This window comes from Kordiimonas sp., assembly GCF_048264555.1.
GTDB lineage: Bacteria > Pseudomonadota > Alphaproteobacteria > Sphingomonadales > Kordiimonadaceae > Kordiimonas.
Genome location: NZ_JBLXCX010000003.1, coordinates 68,164 through 87,164, shown reverse-complemented (window position 1 = coordinate 87,164; position 19,001 = coordinate 68,164). Strand labels below are relative to the sequence as shown.

13 protein-coding genes are annotated in these 19,001 nt (G+C 54.4%); 8 read left to right on the top strand and 5 right to left on the bottom strand.

The annotated features are described in order from the left end of the window. The first annotated feature begins 118 nt into the window (after positions 1-118). The 6 genes from ACN0XZ_RS10165 (at position 119) to ACN0XZ_RS10140 (ending at position 7,772) form a co-directional block, all read left to right on the top strand. Positions 119-1,195: an amidoligase family protein gene (locus tag ACN0XZ_RS10165; protein WP_417457643.1), complete on the top strand. Its 1,077-nt coding sequence runs from the start codon at positions 119-121 to the stop codon at positions 1,193-1,195. Then, positions 1,188-1,967, top strand: coding sequence for a gamma-glutamyl-gamma-aminobutyrate hydrolase family protein (locus ACN0XZ_RS10160; protein ID WP_417457642.1), 780 nt, complete (start codon positions 1,188-1,190; stop codon positions 1,965-1,967). Before ACN0XZ_RS10165 ends, ACN0XZ_RS10160 begins: the two co-directional genes overlap by 8 nt. Before the next feature lie 88 nt (positions 1,968-2,055). Further along, positions 2,056-2,769, top strand: a complete 714-nt coding sequence (locus tag ACN0XZ_RS10155) for a response regulator (protein ID WP_417457641.1) — start codon at positions 2,056-2,058, stop codon at positions 2,767-2,769. A 120-nt stretch (positions 2,770-2,889) separates the two neighbouring features. Then, positions 2,890-3,411 (top strand): CC0125/CC1285 family lipoprotein, encoded by a 522-nt coding sequence (locus ACN0XZ_RS10150; protein WP_417457640.1) that lies wholly within the window; start codon positions 2,890-2,892, stop codon positions 3,409-3,411. Between the two features lie 351 nt (positions 3,412-3,762). Next, on the top strand, positions 3,763-4,410 hold the full coding sequence (locus ACN0XZ_RS10145) for a helix-turn-helix transcriptional regulator (RefSeq protein WP_417457639.1): 648 nt from the start codon (positions 3,763-3,765) through the stop codon (positions 4,408-4,410). Positions 4,411-4,724: 314 nt separating this feature from the next. Next, on the top strand, positions 4,725-7,772 hold the full coding sequence (locus tag ACN0XZ_RS10140; RefSeq protein ID WP_417457638.1) for a TonB-dependent receptor: 3,048 nt from the start codon (positions 4,725-4,727) through the stop codon (positions 7,770-7,772). A 54-nt stretch (positions 7,773-7,826) separates the two neighbouring features. On the opposite strand, the gene ACN0XZ_RS10135 is transcribed toward ACN0XZ_RS10140, so the two are convergent. From ACN0XZ_RS10135 to ACN0XZ_RS10120, 4 genes are all read right to left on the bottom strand, one after another. Further along, entirely contained in the window at positions 7,827-10,223 is a 2,397-nt protein-coding gene (locus ACN0XZ_RS10135) for an EAL domain-containing protein (protein ID WP_417457637.1), read from the bottom strand. Between the two features lie 124 nt (positions 10,224-10,347). Beyond that, entirely contained in the window at positions 10,348-11,463 is a 1,116-nt protein-coding gene (modC, locus tag ACN0XZ_RS10130; protein WP_417457636.1) for a molybdenum ABC transporter ATP-binding protein, read from the bottom strand. Continuing rightward, complete coding sequence (modB, locus tag ACN0XZ_RS10125; protein ID WP_417457635.1) at positions 11,460-12,140, bottom strand: molybdate ABC transporter permease subunit; 681 nt, start codon at positions 12,138-12,140, stop codon at positions 11,460-11,462. Before modB ends, modC begins: the two co-directional genes overlap by 4 nt. Before the next feature lie 165 nt (positions 12,141-12,305). Continuing rightward, the gene (locus tag ACN0XZ_RS10120) at positions 12,306-14,381 is read right to left on the bottom strand and encodes a phytase (RefSeq protein WP_417457634.1); all 2,076 of its coding nucleotides are present in this window, start codon (positions 14,379-14,381) and stop codon (positions 12,306-12,308) included. Between the two features lie 258 nt (positions 14,382-14,639). On the opposite strand from ACN0XZ_RS10120, the gene ACN0XZ_RS10115 reads away from it, so the two are divergent. Continuing rightward, the gene (locus ACN0XZ_RS10115) at positions 14,640-16,925 is read left to right on the top strand and encodes a TonB-dependent receptor plug domain-containing protein (RefSeq protein ID WP_417457633.1); all 2,286 of its coding nucleotides are present in this window, start codon (positions 14,640-14,642) and stop codon (positions 16,923-16,925) included. 167 nt (positions 16,926-17,092) lie between these two features. Continuing rightward, complete coding sequence (locus tag ACN0XZ_RS10110) at positions 17,093-17,923, top strand: hypothetical protein (RefSeq protein ID WP_417457632.1); 831 nt, start codon at positions 17,093-17,095, stop codon at positions 17,921-17,923. A 71-nt stretch (positions 17,924-17,994) separates the two neighbouring features. Here the strand turns inward: ACN0XZ_RS10110 and iolG are convergent, their stop codons facing one another. Further along, entirely contained in the window at positions 17,995-18,984 is a 990-nt protein-coding gene (gene iolG, locus ACN0XZ_RS10105; RefSeq protein ID WP_417457631.1) for an inositol 2-dehydrogenase, read from the bottom strand. Between the last annotated feature and the right edge of the window lie 17 nt (positions 18,985-19,001).

Sequence of the window (19,001 nt, the reverse complement as noted above, 5' to 3'; positions counted from 1 at the left end):
GGATGTCATTGATATTTATGGCGTTTTTATGAGATTTTTATGCGGCCTCCCTTATGCGCCAATCTCAAATTTAGCAGCGATTTCATATGTTGAAGGCATGTTGTTGAAAGGAAATACCGTGCCGACACGAGATCACAGCACCGGGAACACGGCGTCCGGGGCCAACCTTGAGGTTGCCCGCGAGACAGTTGAAGGCACTACGCGTTCTGTTGGTTTTGAGATTGAGTATGCCGGTGTGCCGCTTAAAAAGGCAGCCGGCATCGTGCAGTCCTTCTATGGTGGTGAGGTAAAGCAGCATTCCAAAGCCGAATGGTCAGTCGAAGATACCCGTTTTGGTACGTTCCGACTGGAGATTGACGCGGCACCGGTGAAGAAGTTTGTGGCAGACAATGCCGAGCGTGCGCTGGAGATCAAAGATGGTGACCAGATTGATGATCTCTACCGCAAAACACTTGATGCAGCGGATGATATCGTTACGGCAATTGGGGAGAAGGTTGCGCCGTTTGAGATTATCGCGCCCCCGGTGCCGATTGATGAGATCGACGCACTTGAAGAGCTGCGAAGCGCGCTTTTTTATGAGAATGCAAAGGGTACACGTTCCTCCCTTCATCATGCCTTTGGGGTGCATATCAACCCGGATGCGGTGTCCTTGGAGGCCTCTAGCCTGCTCGCGCATATGCAGGCGTTTACGCTTCTGTTCCCGCTCCTGAAGGAAGCGCATGATGTGGATTTCTCACGGCGGATTGCCCCTTTTATCGAGCCCTACAGCGATGCCTATGCGGAGCTTATTCTGGCCAAGGACTATGCGCCGGATCTTGAGATGCTGATCCGCGACTATCACACTCATAATCCAAGCCGGAACCGGGCCTTTGATATGCTACCGGTTTTTGCCCATCTCGATAAAGAGTTGGTGCGGTCGCTTTACGGCGAAGAAGAGAAGATCAACGCACGCCCAACCTATCACTACCGCTTGCCCAACTGTGAGCTTTCCCGCAGCGACTGGACGCTCACCCAGGAGTGGCGCCGGTGGTGTGTGCTGGAAGATCTCGCGTGTGATGAAGACAAGCTCGCCCGGTTGATGAAAGCATGGCGCGAGCGCCCAACCGACTGGCTTACCCAAATGGCCGGTGGTGGTCTTGCGTGGCGCCGTGTGCTGCGCGACCGGCTTGGCAATATGGGAGGCGCATATGGCTAGTGAAACACCACATGAAACCCGCAAGCCCCTGATTGGTGTAACAACCGGCCGCAATGCCAATGCGGTGGCCTATACGGCGGTGACCTTTGGTGTGTGGCTCGCCGGTGGCCGCCCCGTGCGTATCAGTCCCATCCATAATATTGATATGGTGCGTGAGATCAGCGGCCTTGTCGTTACCGGTGGTGTGGACGTAAACCCCCGCTTGTATGGTGAGAAGAATATAGCGAGTGCGATACCTGAGCCCGAGCGTGACGCGCTAGAGATGGAATGCCTTGAGATGGCTTTTGCCGCGGACGTGCCGATACTGGGCATCTGTAGGGGCGCGCAACTTCTTAATGTGGCGCGCGGTGGTAGCCTCTATCAGGATGTACCGTCGGTATTTGACGGTTTCCTGCCGACTAAAAGCACGCTCGGTAAAATTTTTGTACGCCGCCAAGCCGAGATTGAAGAAGGCACCCGCATGGCGGATGTGATGGGGCGTCACGGCGCCTTTTGGGTAAACAGCTTGCACCACCAGGCTATCAACCAACTGGGGCGCGGCTTGCGTGTTGCTGCGCAGGATGAGCTTGGCATTGTGCAGGGCATTGAGGGAAGCGCGCGCGATCCCTTCATGCTGGGGGTGCAATGGCACCCGGAATTTATGCTGTATTCAAAGGCCCAGCGACGTATTTTTGCAGCCCTGATTGCGGCAAGTTCGCCGCGTCATGCACGCTCTGTCGCCAAGGAAGGGCGGTTTGGGTCCAAAGAGCAGGAGCTCGCGTATTACAACTGAGTATTGCGCTTTACCACCAACTATATTTTACCGCATAGTGAGTATTGTCAGGGATTGGCGAAACGCCAGAACGAGGGGTTAGACGGTCATGAAACAAAAGAAAAGCACTATTCTGGTCGTGGATGATGAGCCACAGATCCGTAAGCTGTTGAAAATCTCGCTTGAGGCCAACGGCCTTAAGGCTGAAGCGGCAGAGAAGGGCGGAGAGGCGATCCGGCTCACGGCGTCCCTGAAGCCAGACCTGATCCTTCTGGACCTCGGGTTGCCGGATATGGACGGCAAGGACGTGATAGCGCAGGTGCGGGAGTGGTCGCAGGTGCCGATTATCGTGTGCTCTGTGCGGGACGCTGACAAAGAGATGATTGAAGCTTTCACGCTTGGGGCTGACGATTATGTCACCAAACCTTTCAACCCGGATGTGCTGCTCGCGCGCATAACCGCCAACCTTCGCAAAGCGGCAACGCAGGAAGCAGGTGAGCCTATCCTTGAGAATGGCCGCATCAGCATGGACCTCGTGCGCCACGAAGTGAAAGTGGACGGCGAGCGGGTAGATTTCACACCGAAGGAATATGACCTGCTGCGCTATTTCCTTGTTCATCGCGGCAAGATGCTGACCCACCGGCAAATCCTCCATGAAGTATGGGGCCCGGCGCATGGCGATGATATGCAGTATCTTCGGGTTTATGTGAGCCAGGTGCGGGAGAAGGTGGAGCCAAACCCGGCAAGCCCGGACTATATTATCACAGAATCCGGTATAGGATACCGCATGGAGACGGTCGAGAAGGATCAGGTTGACGCCTAAAGGCCATAAAGCCGGGAATTTATCCCGGCTTTATGTTATCCCACCCACCCTCTAATCGAGAATTCACATCCCACGAGCTATCGTTGCAGCATTGAGAAACCGACCCAAGAGGAGGTTACGATGAAAAAGATGCTGCTCACCCTGCCTGTTGCCCTGATGGCGGCGGCCTGTGCGTCCTCCGGTCCGCGTTATATGGCGGCCAGCGACCCGGGCGATTATGGCTACTATGAAAGCGTGATTGAAAAGAACCGCTACCGCGTTGCCTATAAAACAAAAGGTGACGAGGCTGGCCTCGCAAAAGATTATGCGCTTCTGCGTGCTGCAGAGCTGACACTTGAAAAAGGCTATGACTGGTTTGAGGTTGTGGACCGCGACACAGACATTGACCGCAGCGACAGCCATTCCCATGCGGTTGCGTCCATGCGGGTGCATGCAACAACCTACCGCGAGTGTGGCGTGCTGAGCTGTCGCACCGTAACGCGCCCGACCTACATCGAGCCGGGTGTTACGGAAACCCGCCATGCCGAACGCGAAACCACCGTCACCTTGATCGAGATTGTGATGGGGGCGGGAAAAAAGCCTGACGGTGGCGCTTTTTATGAGGCTCACGGCCTTGTGGAAACCCTGCGCGACCGGGTTTAACCCATACTGAAAACTTAGCAGTGAAAAACCGCCAGGGCCCGCAACAACGCCCTGGCGGATTTTTAGTGAAGTTTTTGCTGTGCAGACGGATGAACTGATATTTTGTGAACCAAACTTTGGTTTAGTTGGGGGCTATATAGTCCTTCCTAATTTCAGCCGCCCCCGCATGTCCGGAAACATGCAGGCGGACGTCCGCTGTCCGCTCCCCTAAGTACTAAAACGTGTTTTCGGACGACGAAATTCTCTCTCACCATCAGTCTAGTCCTTGAGTTCAGGTGACAGCATCATCAACGAGCGCTGCACCACCATAAGCCCGCATTGGGCTTTATGAGGCATGTGAGGAGGATTGAAATGCATGCGATGGTTTTTGATAGCCGCGAATTGATGCGGCAAACACTGGGGTCGATCCTGTCGTCGTCGGTCCCCTGTCTTAAGGTTTCGGGTATTGGCAGTGTTGGCGGCTTGATCAAGCAGTCGCTTGACCCTGTGTATTATGATCTGATTGTGGGGTCGCCTGCGTCGTTTGGCAGTGAAAGCGGCACCTGCGTTGCCCTTGTGAAGCGACTTTACCCGGATGCGAAGGTGGTACTTCTGCATGATGAACCGCTGGATGATGACGAGGAGACCAGAGCGCGGGTGACAGCGTTGCCCACAACAGTTGGTGCGCTTAGCCTCAAGAACCATATCAAGCGCCTCGTTAATATTGATGACGATGAGGACAACGAAGAGACAAGCCAGCCCTTCAGTTTTGATCTGGGCAGCGAGACGGTGCGCCCGGCGGTGCCCATGTATCGCTCTCGCCCGCATCTTTCCAAACGCCAGCGCCAGATCATGGTGCTTGTGGCGTCAGGCCTTGGCAATATCGAGATATCAGAACGGCTCGGCATCGCGGAAGGCACCGTGAAGTCTCACATGCATACCATCTTCAGGGCACTCAACGTTCGGTCCCGCACGCAGGCGGTGATCAAATACCAAAAGCTGTCAGAGGAACTGAACTAATCCTCTATAAGAATATATCAAAAATCTATTTAAGGTTTAATTTGAGGGCATTCGAGCCCTCATTTTTTATGCCCAAAGTATCAGGTTCATGATCTTATGGTCTGAACTGGGTTTCATATATAACACATTGAAAATATTATATATAATTAAAGTAATGTGACACTTGAAACCACCCATAAACCGAGAAGACACTCTAATCTTGTCCTGGGGTTTTTCTATCTCAGAGCAACTAAAAGGAGTGTTTTGTGCACTCTCTCTAAAGTGCAACTGCCCGGCCTTTATTACGAGGTTCAGGGCTGCTTGGGAGGACAGGAATGTCTAGAAACAAAAAATGGTCAAACCGCCTGTTACTGGGGACCGCAGCCGCAGCGCTGCTTGCCAGCTCAGCAGCGGTTATGGCAGAGGACTATACTACAGGAACCATGCGCGGCCTCGTGCGAGACGAGGCGGGTACGGTTCTACCGGGGGTAACGGTTGTTGTTACCTCAGACAAGGGTGTGCGCCGCACGATCGAATCTGACGCAGATGGTCAGTTCAGGTTGCCGCGTTTGCCTGTTGGCCGTTACACGGTGACAGTTGAGCAAAGCGGGTATGAAACCCTGGTCGCTGACGATGTTCAGGTATCGCTTGGTGCCGGTGGGGCCTATACCTTCACGCTCGACTCGCTCGATATTTCCATCGAGGAAATCTATGTGACCGGTAGCCGTCGTGGTACCTGGTCGTTCAACACCACCACCACGGGCCTCACGCTTGATGTTGGTGAGATCTTCTCCCGTACGCCAATTGGGCGGAACCAGACCTCCATGGTGTTGCTGGCTCCGGGCACGACGGAAGGGGAGCAGGACTTTGCGATCGGCGGTTATTCCGCGCAAGGCACAACAGCCTCCATCGGTGGCTCATCTGTTGGTGAGAACGCCTATTATATCAACGGCATGAACGTTACCAACTTCCGCACCATGATTGGCGGAACCACCATCCCATTTGAGTTTTATGAGCAGATTGAGGTGAAAACCGGTGGATACTCGGCAGAGTTTGGCCGGGCGACGGGCGGTGTGATCAACGCGGTCTCCAAGTCCGGTTCTAACGAGTTCCGCTTTGGTGCCAATATTTTCTGGGAGCCTGACGCGCTTCGTGGCAAGGCCAAAAACACCTATGACAGCCTTGAGTATCTGGATGAGCTGGGCCGCCGTAATTCGGTTGATTCTAACATCTGGCTCTCCGGCCCGTTGATCAAGGACAAGCTCTTCTTCTTCGGTATGTTCAACCCGCGCTACTACAAATCCGAAGGTTTTACGGAAGGCTCGGCTGGTACGCTGAAACGGAACGACCCGTTCTGGGGCGCGAAGATCGACTTTGTACCGTTTGACGGGCACCGGCTCGAATTCACGGCCTTTTCTGATGACCAAAGCTCAGAGTACCACAGCTGGAACTTTGATCCTCAGCTCGCTGAAGACCATGACCTGACAGACGCGGGTATCCAGAGCTATATCGGCGGTTATAACCGTGAAAACGGCGGTGGGAACTATATCTTCCGCTACACGGGCGTGATGTCTGACTGGTTCACGATCTCCGCGCTATATGGGGAAAGCACCTACAAGCGCCGTCTTGTGCCAGATACGGCAGATGTTAACCCAATCCGGGATTCCCGCGACGTTGACAGGCGCAACTACTCCACTGGGTTGACGGAAAATAACATCGATAAGCGGAAGAACTACCGCATCGATGCCGACTTCTATTTCAAGGCAATGGGCAACCACCATATCCGTGTGGGTTATGACAAGGAAGAACTGCTCGCTGAGAACGAGACGGTCTATAACGGTGATGGCTGGTTCCGTCGCTATTTGCCTGAGTATTTCTATGAGGTCCGGTACTATAATATCGGCACTTACGGCACCGACCTGTCGGCCATGTATATCCAGGATGAGTGGGAGCTTTCCGATAACCTCACGCTTACTCTTGGTATCCGTAACGAGACTTTTGACAACAAAAACGTCAACGGGGAATCTTTCGCCAAGATCGATAACCAGTTGGCGCCGCGCTTTGGCTTCTCCTGGACACCAAACGGTGGCAAGGGCCGCGTATATGGTCATTGGGGTCGTTACTTCCTGCCGATCTCTACCCAGAACAACATCCGGGCTGCGGGTGCTGAACTGCAGGAGATCAACTATTATGAATATGCTGGTGCCGATGCGTTTGACCCAGCGTCCTTCACATCACCGCAGGCAAACGACAGCCAGAACTTCCCTGTCGCGATAACCGATCCGGCGAACCTCTTCTTCCGGCAGGTTTATCAGGACGGTACCACTCGCCCGGTTGAGGAGATAACCGACAGCACCATCAAGCCGATGTATCAGGATGAAATGGTGCTGGGTTATGAGCACAACTTTGACAGCGGCTGGATTTTGGGGGCTCGGGTTATCTACCGTGACCTGAAACGCCTGACGGAAGACGTGATGATTGACCACGGCATCCTGCGCTGGGGCATTGAGCAGGGCTATAATGTTGACGACCTTTGGGAAGTCTTTGGGCATGGCAGCTTCTATGTGCTTACCAATCCGGGCACGGACGTAAACGTTTGCGTATCCGGCTTGCCGGGTGAGTCAGGCTGTGTGGATGTCAATATCTCAGCGGAGTCTCTCGGGTATCCTGAAGGCAAACGTACCTACAAGGCGCTTGAGTTTACCTTTGAGCGTCCGTGGGACGGAAAATGGTCGGTGCAGGGTTCCTACACGCTTTCGCGGGCGAAAGGGAACTATGAAGGCAACGTGAACTCAACTCTGGGGCAAGATGATGCGGGTGTTACCGCTGACTTTGACGCACCCGGGTTTGTGCGCGGTGCTTATGGTCTCCTGCCAAACCACAGGGCGCATCGCCTTAATGTGTTTGGGTCTTATGCGATCACCGACCGGTTGATCGCGGGTGCTTCTGTGCGCATTCAGTCACCACGCAAGTTTGGCTGTCTCGGCACCTATGCTGACAACCCGGACTTCACCGCGCAGGAAATCTACGACATGGGCAACCTTGAAGGGGCGATCCGTGAGTTCGCAAATGAGCTTGCCTATGCGTATGGCGCGGCCAGCTTCAGCTGCGGTGGCCAGGTTGTGAAACGTGGCACCAAGTTTGAGTCCGACTGGACCAAAACTCTCAGCCTGTCTCTCGGTTATACACCGGATATGGGTGGCCTGCCGGGTGACCTGACCTTCCGTGTTGATGTCTTCAACGTGTTCAACAGCCAGGCTGTAACGGACATTTACGAGGCATATGATAACGGTGATCCGGGTTCACTTGATGACGGTTATGGTCGTGCATCGGGCCGGGTGTCACCACGTCAGGTCCGTCTAAGCGCGTCCTACACATTCTAATCAAGCTGATATTAGAGTTTAGACATCAAAGCCCCGCTTCTGGCGGGGCTTTTTCTATGCGGTTTGTTCTGCGTGTTGCTCTAACGCCGTGATCTGGTCCGCATAGTCTTCGATTCGCTCCGGCCTGCCCAGCAGGAAGCCCTGAACCTCGTCACAGCCCATATCCTGCAACAACGCCAGTTGGGCCTCAGTTTCAACGCCTTCCGCGAGCACAGGAATGCCGAGCCCGTGCGCGAGGCCGATAACACCGCGTACGATACCAACAGAGTGGCTGTCGTCATCCATCTGCATGACAAAGCTGCGGTCGATCTTGATCTTGTCGAACGGGAAGGTTTGCAGGTAGCTGAGCGAGCTGTAGCCAGTCCCAAAATCGTCCATTGCGAGACGCATGCCCGCTTCCTTGAGCTTCTTGAGGATGCGCAGGGCGCGGTGCTCGTCGGCGATCAGGATGCTTTCGGTGATCTCAAGTTCAAGCCGGTCAGGTGTCAGCCCATGCCGCCTGACGATGCGGCCAATAATCTCAACAAGGCCGTCCTGCTCAAACTGGATAGGCGACATGTTGACCGCGAGGCCAAGCGATGCGGGCCATGTTTTGGCCGCGCGGCAAGCCTCATTCATCATCCAGATGCTGATCTCGTTGATAACACCGGTTTCCTCCGCCATCGGGATGAACTCACCGGGGGAAATAAGGCCTTTTTCAGGGTGGCGCCAGCGCAGCAACACTTCAAAACCAGAAAGCTTGCGGCTGTGCGCGTGATACTGTGGCTGATACTGCAGATAAAGCTCGTGCCGCCCCAAGGCTTGCAAGAGGTCTTGTTTAAGCGCGCGGCGTTCTTCAAGCTTCTCATCGATCACCGGTTCAAAGAAACAATATTTCCCGCGTCCTTCAAGCTTGGCGCGCTTCATGGCGATCTCAGCCCTCAGAAGCAGCACCTCAGGGTCCTGTGCGTCATTGGGGTGCATGGCGATGCCGATGGATGCGGTAAGCGATACCGGTTTATCAGCCACCGGGAAGGGGGCAACAAGTGCGGTTTTGAGGGCGAGGGCAAAGGTATCCGCGTCGTCGTTATGCTCAACACCGTCATGCAGGATGCAGAATTGGTCGGCAGACAGGCGCGCAACAAGCCCTTGGTCGCCAACAACTTTCTTGAGCCGCTCAGCAACTTCCTTAAGCGCCGCATCGCCTGCTGCATGTCCAAGTCGTGCGTTCAGCTCTTTAAAGTCGTCGATATCAACAAAGTAGAGCGCGTGTTTCTTAGGGGCGTGTCGGCCAGATGACCCTTTGCTTACCGCATGTTCCAGCTGTTTCTGGAAAACAGCGCGGTTGGCAACACCTGTGATGCTGTCGTGATGGGCGAGGAAGTTGATCTGTTGTTCGGCTGCGCGGCGTTCGCGAATGTCGCGTACAATCGCCACCATCTGCGCGCCGATCCGGTCCTGCACCGGGCGGAAGAATATCTCTGTCGGGATTTCTTTTTCATTGGCGCCAATCAGTATGGCGTCATTCACGAACCATGCTGAGCGGCGATCCGGGTCAAATTCAAGGCGTTGGAAGCATACAGTGAAGGGCATGCCGCGCAGTGGCTCTAGGTGCCTGCCACATAGGCCGAGGAAGCTGTGGTTAGCGTCAACAACAGCGCCTTTGCCGTCAAGAAGTACGATACCTTCCATCGCGGCGTTCGCGAGGTTCCTGAGGCGCCGGGCTTCGACCGTGCGGCGATCCGCCAGATGTTTATCAACAATGCCTGTCGCGAGTGCGGACGCGAGAACCATGAAGGTCGCGAGGGTTACAGCAACCAGAAGCACGCCGTCTGACATCATGCCTTCGATCTGACTGACGGTTGGGTCTGGTGTGACGGACAAGGCGGTCATCGCCGTGAAATGCAGGCCGCAGATCGCGAGGGTGAGGCACACAGCCGCCCACATCTGACCTTTAACCCCGCGCAGGCGTTCAAGGCACAAAAGTGTACCTGTACATCCGATAATGCCAATGATCAGCGCGCTGATCGCCCATGTCATGTCATAGCTGAAGGCACCCCAGATATGGAGGCCCGACATGCCGGTATAATGCATCGCGCCAATGCCTAACCCCATTACCCATGCGGCGACATGCAGCGACAGCTTGTTTTCCCGGTTGGTGTATATGGCAAACCCGGCACCCATGAGGATGATGGCGATCAGGATGGACGCGAGCGTGGGTAACAGATCATAAGATTTGGGGGAGCCTGCATCATAGGCAAGCATGGCAACAAAGTGAGTGGCCCAAACGCCGATCCCTGCTGCGATGCCTGTCAGGATCAGCCAGCGATTTCGGTACTGTTTTTGGCTGCCTGCCGTGTGCTGTTGCAGGTTTATCGCCGTAAAACACGAAAACGCACAGATTACAGCAGCGAGAAGCACCAACCGATAATCGTGGTCAATAATGATACATTGATACAGCTTTTCGAGCATAAATGCAGGCGATCCCAGACTATCTACGTCTTCCCTCCATACAGGAAGTTTCTTTAGCGTTTATTAATTATAGCGTTACTGGATACGTTTCCAGACCTGAATTTCCTATATTTCCGCGCCTGTGTCAGCCTTTATCGTCGGAAATCGACATACTTTTCACCAGCGCGAAGGCCATTTGGTTTTTTTCCAGCCCCAGTTCCCTGATTGCGTGATGGGTTATCTGCGCGCGGATAGCGGCGCCGTCAACATCCAGAAGAAGCTCAGCCAAGCCGGTTTTTTTGTCATCGCGGATGTCCGTGATGTGGGCTTCAAGGATATTGCGGATGCTGATGAAATCTGGCCGTTTGGTGGCGACCGCCACATCGCTTGCTTTAACGCGTACACCTAACTCACTGCCCACATCTGCAGTGGAAAGCGGGATGCTGATGGATTGCGTCCCAATCGCCAGTTTGGTCAGCCCATTCTCTTTGTCGTGCCCAGAAACTCGGGCTCTTATCACCATGCTGGTCTCGTGCCGCCCTTCCGGGGGGTGAAAGTCCAGCGCTGTGAAAATCTCACTCGCGGGGCCGCTCATGCGCTTTTTGCCGTCAGCAATCACAACTGCATGGTCTGCAAGGCGCGAGACCTCTGTGTAGTCATGGCTGACATAAAGCATAGGTAGCGAAAGCTCATAATGCAGGCGTTCGAGATAGCTCATCAGGTCCTGTTTGCTGGTATGATCAAGGGCGGCGAGCGGTTCGTCCATCAACAACAGGTCAGGTTGACTGAGAAGCGCGCGGCCAATGGCGATGCGCTGCCGTTCACCACCTGAAAGGGTCGTGGGCTGCCGCTCGAGGAGCGCGGTTATGTTGAGGAGGTCTGCCACCTGATCCAGTTTGAAATTACTGGGGTTTGGCGCCTTGCGCTGAGAAAGCTTGGACTGCCGCCCTGCACCAAACAGCAGGTTCTGCTTTACGTTCAGGTGCGGGAGCAGGCTGGCTTCCTGAAAGACATACCCAACCGCCCGCTTATGGGGCGGTGTGAACAGCCCCAAACTGTCATCCTGCCAGCAGGTGTCGCCCAGATAGAAGCTGCCCTTTAGCCGGGTGAGGCCTGCAATGGCGCGCAGAAGTGTGGTTTTCCCGCTGCCAGAACGACCGAAAAGAGCGGTGACGCCCTTCATGGGCGCTTCGAATGAAGCGTCGACAGTGAAGGAGCCAACCTGCCCGGAGAATTGCGCCTTGATGATCCCTGTCGTCATAGGTCAGGTGCCTTCCGGCGCCCAAGAAGCGTAACCGCAAAAATAACCGCAAATGAAAATGCCAGCATGCCAGCCGAAAGCATATGCGCAGGCGCCCATTGCAGGGTCTCAACATAGTCGTAAATCGCGACAGACAGGACCTTGGTTTCGCCAAGGATGTTGCCACCGATCATCAGCACAACACCAAACTCCCCAATGGTGTGGGTGAAACCAAGCACAGCGCCAGTGATAAACCCCGTGCGCGCCAGCGGCACCGCGACCCGCCAGAAACTGTCCCACGGTGAAGCGCCGAGCGTGCTTGCCACCTCAAACGGCCGCTCACCAATGGCTCCAAATGCGTTTCTGATGGGCTGGACCACAAAGGGCATGGAATAGATGACAGAGCCAATAACAAGGCCTTCAAAGGTGAAGGCGAGCGAGCGTTCCCCAATAAGGGGCGCGAGCCAGCCGCCAGGCCCATCAGGCCCCAGTGCCAGCAAAAGGTAAAACCCAAGCACCGTAGGCGGCAGCACGAGGGGCAGGGCGATGATGGCGGCGACCGCCTCTTTCCACCATGGTCCGGGGCGGGAAAGCCACCATGCGATCGGCGTGCCGATGAGAAGCAGTACCAGCGTTGTAATGCTGGCAAGCTCTAGCGTCAGGGTTATGGCTGACCATATTTCCGGTGATGCAGGCATGGTGTCGCTTGGGTCCAAAGGATGCTTCGTTATATTTTCAAGAATATATCGGCTATCTTGGCGACGGTGACGCTGCTGTCAATGTCTATCTGATTAGAATGGCCCGAAAGGAAGCGGGGCGCCCGATGGGGCGCCCCGACAAAGATCTTCAGTTACCGGCTTGATTTAACCACGGGGGTCACGGCCAGTGTATTTCTCAAGTGATAGCGGGTCTGCGATACGCTCCCACGGTACAAGCTTGAAGTTCTGCCGTTCTTCAGGGGTGATGTTCCGGCCGTCCTGGGCCACAAACACGCCGTAAGGGAAGTTTGGCCCAAGCGGTGTGCTGATGATATCAAGCCCGTCGGTCTCGGAGGAGCCGTCAATACCTGCATCACTGTCTGCGATCACTTTGAAGGAACCGAGATAAGCATGTGGTGCCTGCCGGTCAAAAAGCGCGTAGGTGTTATTGCCCTGGCTTGAAAGCACGATGTAGCCGCTTTCGCCTTCACCATAGTAGATGGAGACACCTTCAAGGTCATCCTTAAGGGCCGGGTTCATCTGCGGGGTGGTGATGGTCTCGCGGGCGTCGCCAGCATCTGGCTCAGCGCCGTATTTATAGAGCGCCACGTCTTCTTCCGCCACATAGAGCATGCCGGTGTCGTCGTCTGCTGAGCAGCCTTCCGCTGTGCTGCCGACGGTGAATTCACGTACTGTTGTGGCTTTCACACGGCCCGGCGCGCCCTCGTCCAAACGCCACTGGCGTACAAGACCGTCCTTCTCATTGATGAAGATATAGGTCTGGTTGTCTTTCGGGCTTTGATAAAGGCACATCCCGTATGGGTCGGGCATGCCGGTTGGTTGCAGACCGTCAGCGATATCGATGAGTTTGCCGGCTGTTTCGTCCATTTTGTAGAGCGAGATACCTTCCGTGGTGCGGTTGCTTGCGGCAACAAGAGTGATTTTCTCACTGCCCACAGACACACCGTAGCGGACATCCACATTGTTCATTTTGCCGTCAGCCACATACTGGCGCACGCTACCGTCCAGATTATAGACATAAAGCCCGCCCTGTTTGTTCGTGCCGATAATCAGGCTTTTCTCTGGCGCGGTTGGGTGAACCCAGATGGCTGGGTCGTCTGCCGCGTCCCCACCGTCGGCCACCGGTGCTGTTTCCACACTTGGCTGCACAAGCACGAGCTTGCCCGCCGCGTCTTTTGTCTCAGGGGCCGTGAGGGCAGTGTTGAAGCTGAACGCGGCCGCAATATCGCTCATATTCACGAGCTTGAAGTTGGTTGCGTCCTCGCCATTGTCTTCATCCGCGAGAATCAGTTGACCGCCCGCACCGTCAGTTGCGGAAAGGGCGCCTGCGTTATCCACACCATCAACCGCGCCTGATGCTGTGAGGTGCATGCCCCCCATGAAACGGTGGTCATCAGCGACGTCATAGAGGTTTACGGTGCTTGTCTCTACATCTGACGCAAACAGGACCGACTGGCCGCTGTCTGTATGATGAATGGCAACACCGCCAACCTCGCCGGTGAAGTGCCCAAACTTCTTCACATCCACCAGTTCAGGGATGGTCTCAGCCTCTACGTCGGCATCAAACTGCCAAACGCCAACAGCTTCTTCCGTTACATAGAGCTTGTTGGTCTTTGCGTCTGCCACACAGAATTTTGGTTCTGTACCCACCTGGAGGGACCGGGCGAGGGTGCTTTTCAGGCTGCCGTCTTTGCTTTCATACACATGCCACTGTTGCACTTGCCCGTTTGATGCCAGAAGAAATGCATAACTTTGGCCATCCAGCGGGCTCGTAAAACTACACATGCCTTCAAGAAGAAGGGATGATGTAACAGCGGGCGCACCGGCTTGCACAAGCGCATCACCGTTGAGGCTATAGGCCTGAACCGTACTGTTTGAGGTATCTAACCCAAGCAGGAGGTCGCGTTTGTCAGCACCAAAACCAGTGAGGAGGCCAAGGGCTTCCACTTCACCGGTATCGGTTTTTGAAAGAACAGCGCCGGTTTGGTCATAAACCTCAATGCCGTCTTCAACCGCACCGATGACATATCCCTGACTTCCCGGCCACAGCAGGGCCATGGCGGCGCTATCTGAACTGCTTGGTGCCGTCTCACGCGAAACTGTAACATTCACGGGTGATGTTGACTTGCTTGTTGCCTGAGCGTCCGATGTTTGTGCCTCTGGTGTGCACGCGGCGGCGCAACCCGCCGCCAAAACTGCTATATAGTGATTAAATTTCATGGTTGCCTCTCCCTTTTTTGGCTTCCCTTGCTCTTAGATATGCCTTGCCCTGCGCCAGTTTCAAGAGAAAAAAGAAGAAAATTTTCATTTGTGTTGAAAAAAAGAATATAAATTCTATAATAACTCGTAACGGAAAGCCCGATTCCAGATAATCAGGCATCCGCGGGAAGGCGCCCCCACTGGCATCTCATTGGTCCTAAGCGAGATACAGTGGCGATAAAATTGGGAATGACAATCGGGAAACCTGGGGAGGTAACCATGGGATACACGACTGTAAGGCAGCGGCTTTTAAGCACCTGTATGGTTATGGCACTGGCACCCGCTGCGTTCGCGCAGGAGAGCCAGCAGAGTGAAGGGGCACAAGCAGCACCAGCTGACATGAGCCTTGAAGAAATTGTGGTAACGGGCAAAATTGTAACCCGGAACCGGACAGCTTCCGTTTCACCGGAGCTGACATATGACACTGAATTTTTCCAGAAATTTGAACCTATTTCCGCAGGCGACATGCTTAAGCGTGTGCCTGGCGTGGCGTTTACAAGTGATATTGGTGAATATGATGCACCGCAGATGCGCGGTATGGCAGATGGCTTTACGCAGGTTTTGGTGAACGGCAGACCGGTGCCGGGCGCGGGCAATGACCGCACCGTGCTGGTTGACCGTATCCCGGCAGAGATTATTGAACGTATTGAAGTGATCCGTAGCCCAGGCGCGGATATCGATAGCCAGGGCGTGGGCGGCACCATCAACATTATCCTCAAGGAAGGGGCAACACTGCCGGAAGGTGGTTCGGTCCGTGCGAGTGGGCTTTATACCGCCAAGGATAAAGAACTGCGCGGCGCGGGGGCTATCTCCTACGCGGGGCGTAGTGATAACGACCGGGTGTTCTATTCCGTCACCGCAAACGTGCAGCAGCGTTTCAACGCCAAGAAATTTGTTGAAGAAAAAATCGTCGCCGGTGATTTCCCGAACTCAGTGGATGGCCGTGATCTGTTCTCGCCGGATGACTTTAACGCATCTGTCGCAGACGGCAGGGCTGTTCAGCTCGATAGTCGCGAGAACCTCGATCTGTCTCTCAATGCAGACGTTACCTTCAAGGTGGGTGATGATGGTGAATTGCGGTTTGACGGTTTCTATATCGATACCAACCGCGACGAGCGTGAGGATACCACCGAGTGGGAACGCGATGATGGCGAACTTGTTGGCGACAAGGTGGCATCGCAGGACACTGAAATCCGGCAGGAGAACTTTGGCTTCAGTGCGCTTTATGAAGGCATGATCTCGGATGAGACATCTTTTGACACCATGGTGCGCTACAGCCAGTTCAAAAACACCGAAGACCAGTATGACCGCGAGTTTGATTTTGAAGACGGTGAAGAAAGCCTTGATGATCGCGAACGTGAGCTGGTCACAAGCAAGGATAAAGAGTTCGCGGCTGATTTCGGTATCAAACATGAGTTTGACTCCATGATGCTCAAGTTCGGGGCCTCCACCAAGTTCAAGGACCGTGATTACGGCCTGACGTTGATGGAAGCGGACGATTTTGGTGAGCTGGATATTGAAAGCGAAAGCCAGTTCGACGTTAAGGAAAAACGCTATGACGCTTTCCTCGTGGGTGAATGGCAGCTCGGCAACGGCATGACGGTAGAGACCGGCGTGCGGCTTGAGCATACCAACACCAAGGTTTCAGCGCCCGGTGCGGCAGAGGTCTCAAACTCTGTCACGCTCCTGAACCCATCTCTCCATATCCAGAAAGATGTGGGCGCGGACGGTCAATTGCGCATGAGTATTGCCCGCACGGTGCGCAGGCCGACCTTTGACCAGCTTGTGCCAGCCGAGTTGCAGGACGAGCCCGATGATGATGATATCACCATCGGGAATGCCAACCTCGCGATGGAGAAATCCTGGGGCCTTGACGTGGGCTATGAGCATACGCTGCCCGCAAACGGTATTCTGGGTGTAAACTTCTTCTACCGTAAGGTTTCAGATCTCACCCAGCTTGTGCGCATTGGCGACACGGAAGACGGCGGGCTTTATACCTACAACAACGTGGGCAACGGCAAAACCTACGGCATCGAGTTTGACGTCAGTACACCGCTTGCCTTCATGGGGCTTGAGGAAACTGGTTTCTTCGCGAACTATACCCGCATCTGGTCCAGCCGGTATGACGAGTTTTTGCAGGAAGACGTACGTTTCAATCACCAGCCCAAATATGTCTATAACGTTGGTGTGACGCAGAACTTCCCGGCCATTGAGGCAACAACGGGCTTCAGCTACCAGAAACAGGGGCTGGCCAGAAGTGTCTTCTTCGCCGAGATCGAAGACCAATATTATGGCGGTAACCTTGAGCTCTTTATCGAGAAACGCTTTGAAAGCGGGCTGGTGTTGCGCCTGACCGCCAACAACCTCCTGAACGCTGAAAGCAATCAGGCAGAGCGCAATTTTGATAGCCTTGATGATATGCGGGCTGGTGTCGTTGACGAGTTTGAGGTCGAGCGTGAGCAAAGCTCCCGCGTGTTCCTGCTCACGGCACGCTATAACTTCTGATTTTCCCTTCCAACTGTGCTTTGGGGCATAAGTAGGAACATCTGGGGCTGGCTTTCGCCGGCCCCTTTTTTATGAGCAGTGCATGCCATGGTTTGAGCTTGACTTGAGATTGTGTGGAAGTACCTATAAGTGGAAATTGGGGTAGCAAGGCGCGACGGGAAGGGCGAGTGATGCGGAGGCTTTTAGCGATTGTTCTACTTAGTTTTATTCCCGTGGCATGCCAAGGGGCCGGTGAACAAGGATCTGACCGAAACTACGACGGTGTGTTCGACGGCCTAAATATACATTCCCGGTATGTTGAGAAGATTAAACTATTTGACCGTATGGCTTTCGCAGATGGGCAGGATAGGTTTGTCAGTGCAGGTTTGAGGAAGGTGATTTACGGGGCGGGAAAGCAAGAGGCATATCAAACTGCGGTGTTCTATGGCGGCACATTAGCTTCAAAACCAAGCTTCATTCGCGGAAATGCCGCCGTTTTGCGAAGCAATTATTTTTATCCCTACCTCAAAGAAGCAGCGACTGCGATTGATTCAGACCTTGTAGTTGTGGGAAGCCCAGCGTTGCTTGATGAGAAAATAGGCCCTGAAGGTATATCGGCGATGGAATACCTGACGGCTTCCATTCCGAAGAATGTCACGTTATCGCGTCATGTTTTAGATCAGGGTGACTGCGTATTGTTTAGTCTGGAAGGCAACTATAGAGTCCAAAAGACAATTGCGTTCGCAGCGTTGGGTCCTGATCAACACCCATCTGAAGAGGTCCAGCAAAAAGTAGTGTCTTGTATCAATCGGGCGCACTACCTGCATTTCGGCTTTAGTAATGTTCTCAACTTAGAGGCTGTAGATTTAGTGGAACGTAGCGGTGCTACGAATCGTTTTCGCATGGATGCCAATATGGGTGTTCATTTTCCCATTTTTTTTCAGGATAGTTCAATGGCAGGTAAAAGCCGTTTTGATGTTTTGAGGGCATATGCCGAGCAGGTAGGAAAAGCGAAATAAAGCTTGTTCGCCTGTAGCTCACAGCTGGTGCGGATAGCCGCACCAGCTTGATTGTAATTTCGCGATAAAGCCTAGAGCTTGACGACGATACCATCCCTGAATGACCGACCTGCAGCTTCCGCGAGGATGAGCGCTTTCTCACCGTCCACACCGGAGGTTAATGGCGCCGCTTTGCCGTCGAGTATATCAAGGAAATGAAGCGCCTCGCGCTTATAGGCTTCGGCGTAGCGCTCAAGGAAGAAATGCTGGATCTTGTCGCCGCGCAGACCGTCACCACTGTTCACTTGCAGTGTGCTGTCATGCTGGTTGCCGATCTGGACAAGGCCGTTGCTGCCGTGTACCTCAACCCGTTGGTCATAACCATACACCGCGCGGCGGCTGTTGGATATCTGGCAGAGCTTGCCTGATGCTGTGCGCAGGGTCACGACCGCGCTGTCCACGTCGCCCGCCTCAGCAATCGCAGGGTCGGTCAGGCAACTGGCGTGGGCGGTCACTTCTGTGGGCTCTTCACCCAGTAACCAGCGCGCCATATCAAGGTCGTGGATCATCATGTCTTTGAAAAGCCCGCCGCTTGTTTTGATGTAGGACACGGGCGGGGCGCCGGGGTCACGGCTCGTGATCTGGATCATTTCCACATCGCCAACAGAGCCTGCGTCAATGCTGGCCTTAAGGGCCGCAAAATTGGGGTCAAAGCGCCGGTTGAAACCAAGAAGAAGGGGCACGCCAGCGGCTTCCGCCACCTTCAGGCACGCGGCGGTGCGTTCAAGGTCAAGGTCTACCGGCTTTTCACAAAAGATGGCTTTGCCCGCCTTGGCGGCTTTCTCGATAAAGTCTGCATGCGTGTTGGTGGCGCTCGCGATAATCACGCCTTTAACGTCCGAATCAGCAAGCGCGGTATCGAGGTCTGTGACCGTTGCGCCGGTTTTGGCGGCGAGGCTCTCCGCCGCTGCCGCTACTGGGTCCACAACATACTTCAGCTCAAATCCGCTCAAGGAAGCGAAGTTTGCTGCGTGTATGCACCCGATCCGGCCAGCGCCGATCAGGCAAATTGCGTGGGTCATATTGGTTTCCTTCCCAA

What these genes read in the sequence shown, in the direction of transcription:
- ACN0XZ_RS10160 (WP_417457642.1), top strand. Translation starts at nt 1,188, where the DNA reads ATGGCTAGTGAAACACCACATGAAACCCGCAAGCCCCTGATTGGTGTA.
- ACN0XZ_RS10155 (WP_417457641.1), top strand. Translation starts at nt 2,056, where the DNA reads ATGAAACAAAAGAAAAGCACTATTCTGGTCGTGGATGATGAGCCACAG.
- ACN0XZ_RS10150 (WP_417457640.1), top strand. Translation starts at nt 2,890, where the DNA reads ATGAAAAAGATGCTGCTCACCCTGCCTGTTGCCCTGATGGCGGCGGCC.
- ACN0XZ_RS10145 (WP_417457639.1), top strand. Translation starts at nt 3,763, where the DNA reads ATGCATGCGATGGTTTTTGATAGCCGCGAATTGATGCGGCAAACACTG.
- ACN0XZ_RS10140 (WP_417457638.1), top strand. Translation starts at nt 4,725, where the DNA reads ATGTCTAGAAACAAAAAATGGTCAAACCGCCTGTTACTGGGGACCGCA.
- ACN0XZ_RS10135 (WP_417457637.1), bottom strand. Translation starts at nt 10,223, where the DNA reads ATGCTCGAAAAGCTGTATCAATGTATCATTATTGACCACGATTATCGG.
- modC (WP_417457636.1), bottom strand. Translation starts at nt 11,463, where the DNA reads ATGACGACAGGGATCATCAAGGCGCAATTCTCCGGGCAGGTTGGCTCC.
- modB (WP_417457635.1), bottom strand. Translation starts at nt 12,140, where the DNA reads ATGCCTGCATCACCGGAAATATGGTCAGCCATAACCCTGACGCTAGAG.
- ACN0XZ_RS10120 (WP_417457634.1), bottom strand. Translation starts at nt 14,381, where the DNA reads ATGAAATTTAATCACTATATAGCAGTTTTGGCGGCGGGTTGCGCCGCC.
- ACN0XZ_RS10115 (WP_417457633.1), top strand. Translation starts at nt 14,640, where the DNA reads ATGGGATACACGACTGTAAGGCAGCGGCTTTTAAGCACCTGTATGGTT.
- iolG (WP_417457631.1), bottom strand. Translation starts at nt 18,984, where the DNA reads ATGACCCACGCAATTTGCCTGATCGGCGCTGGCCGGATCGGGTGCATA.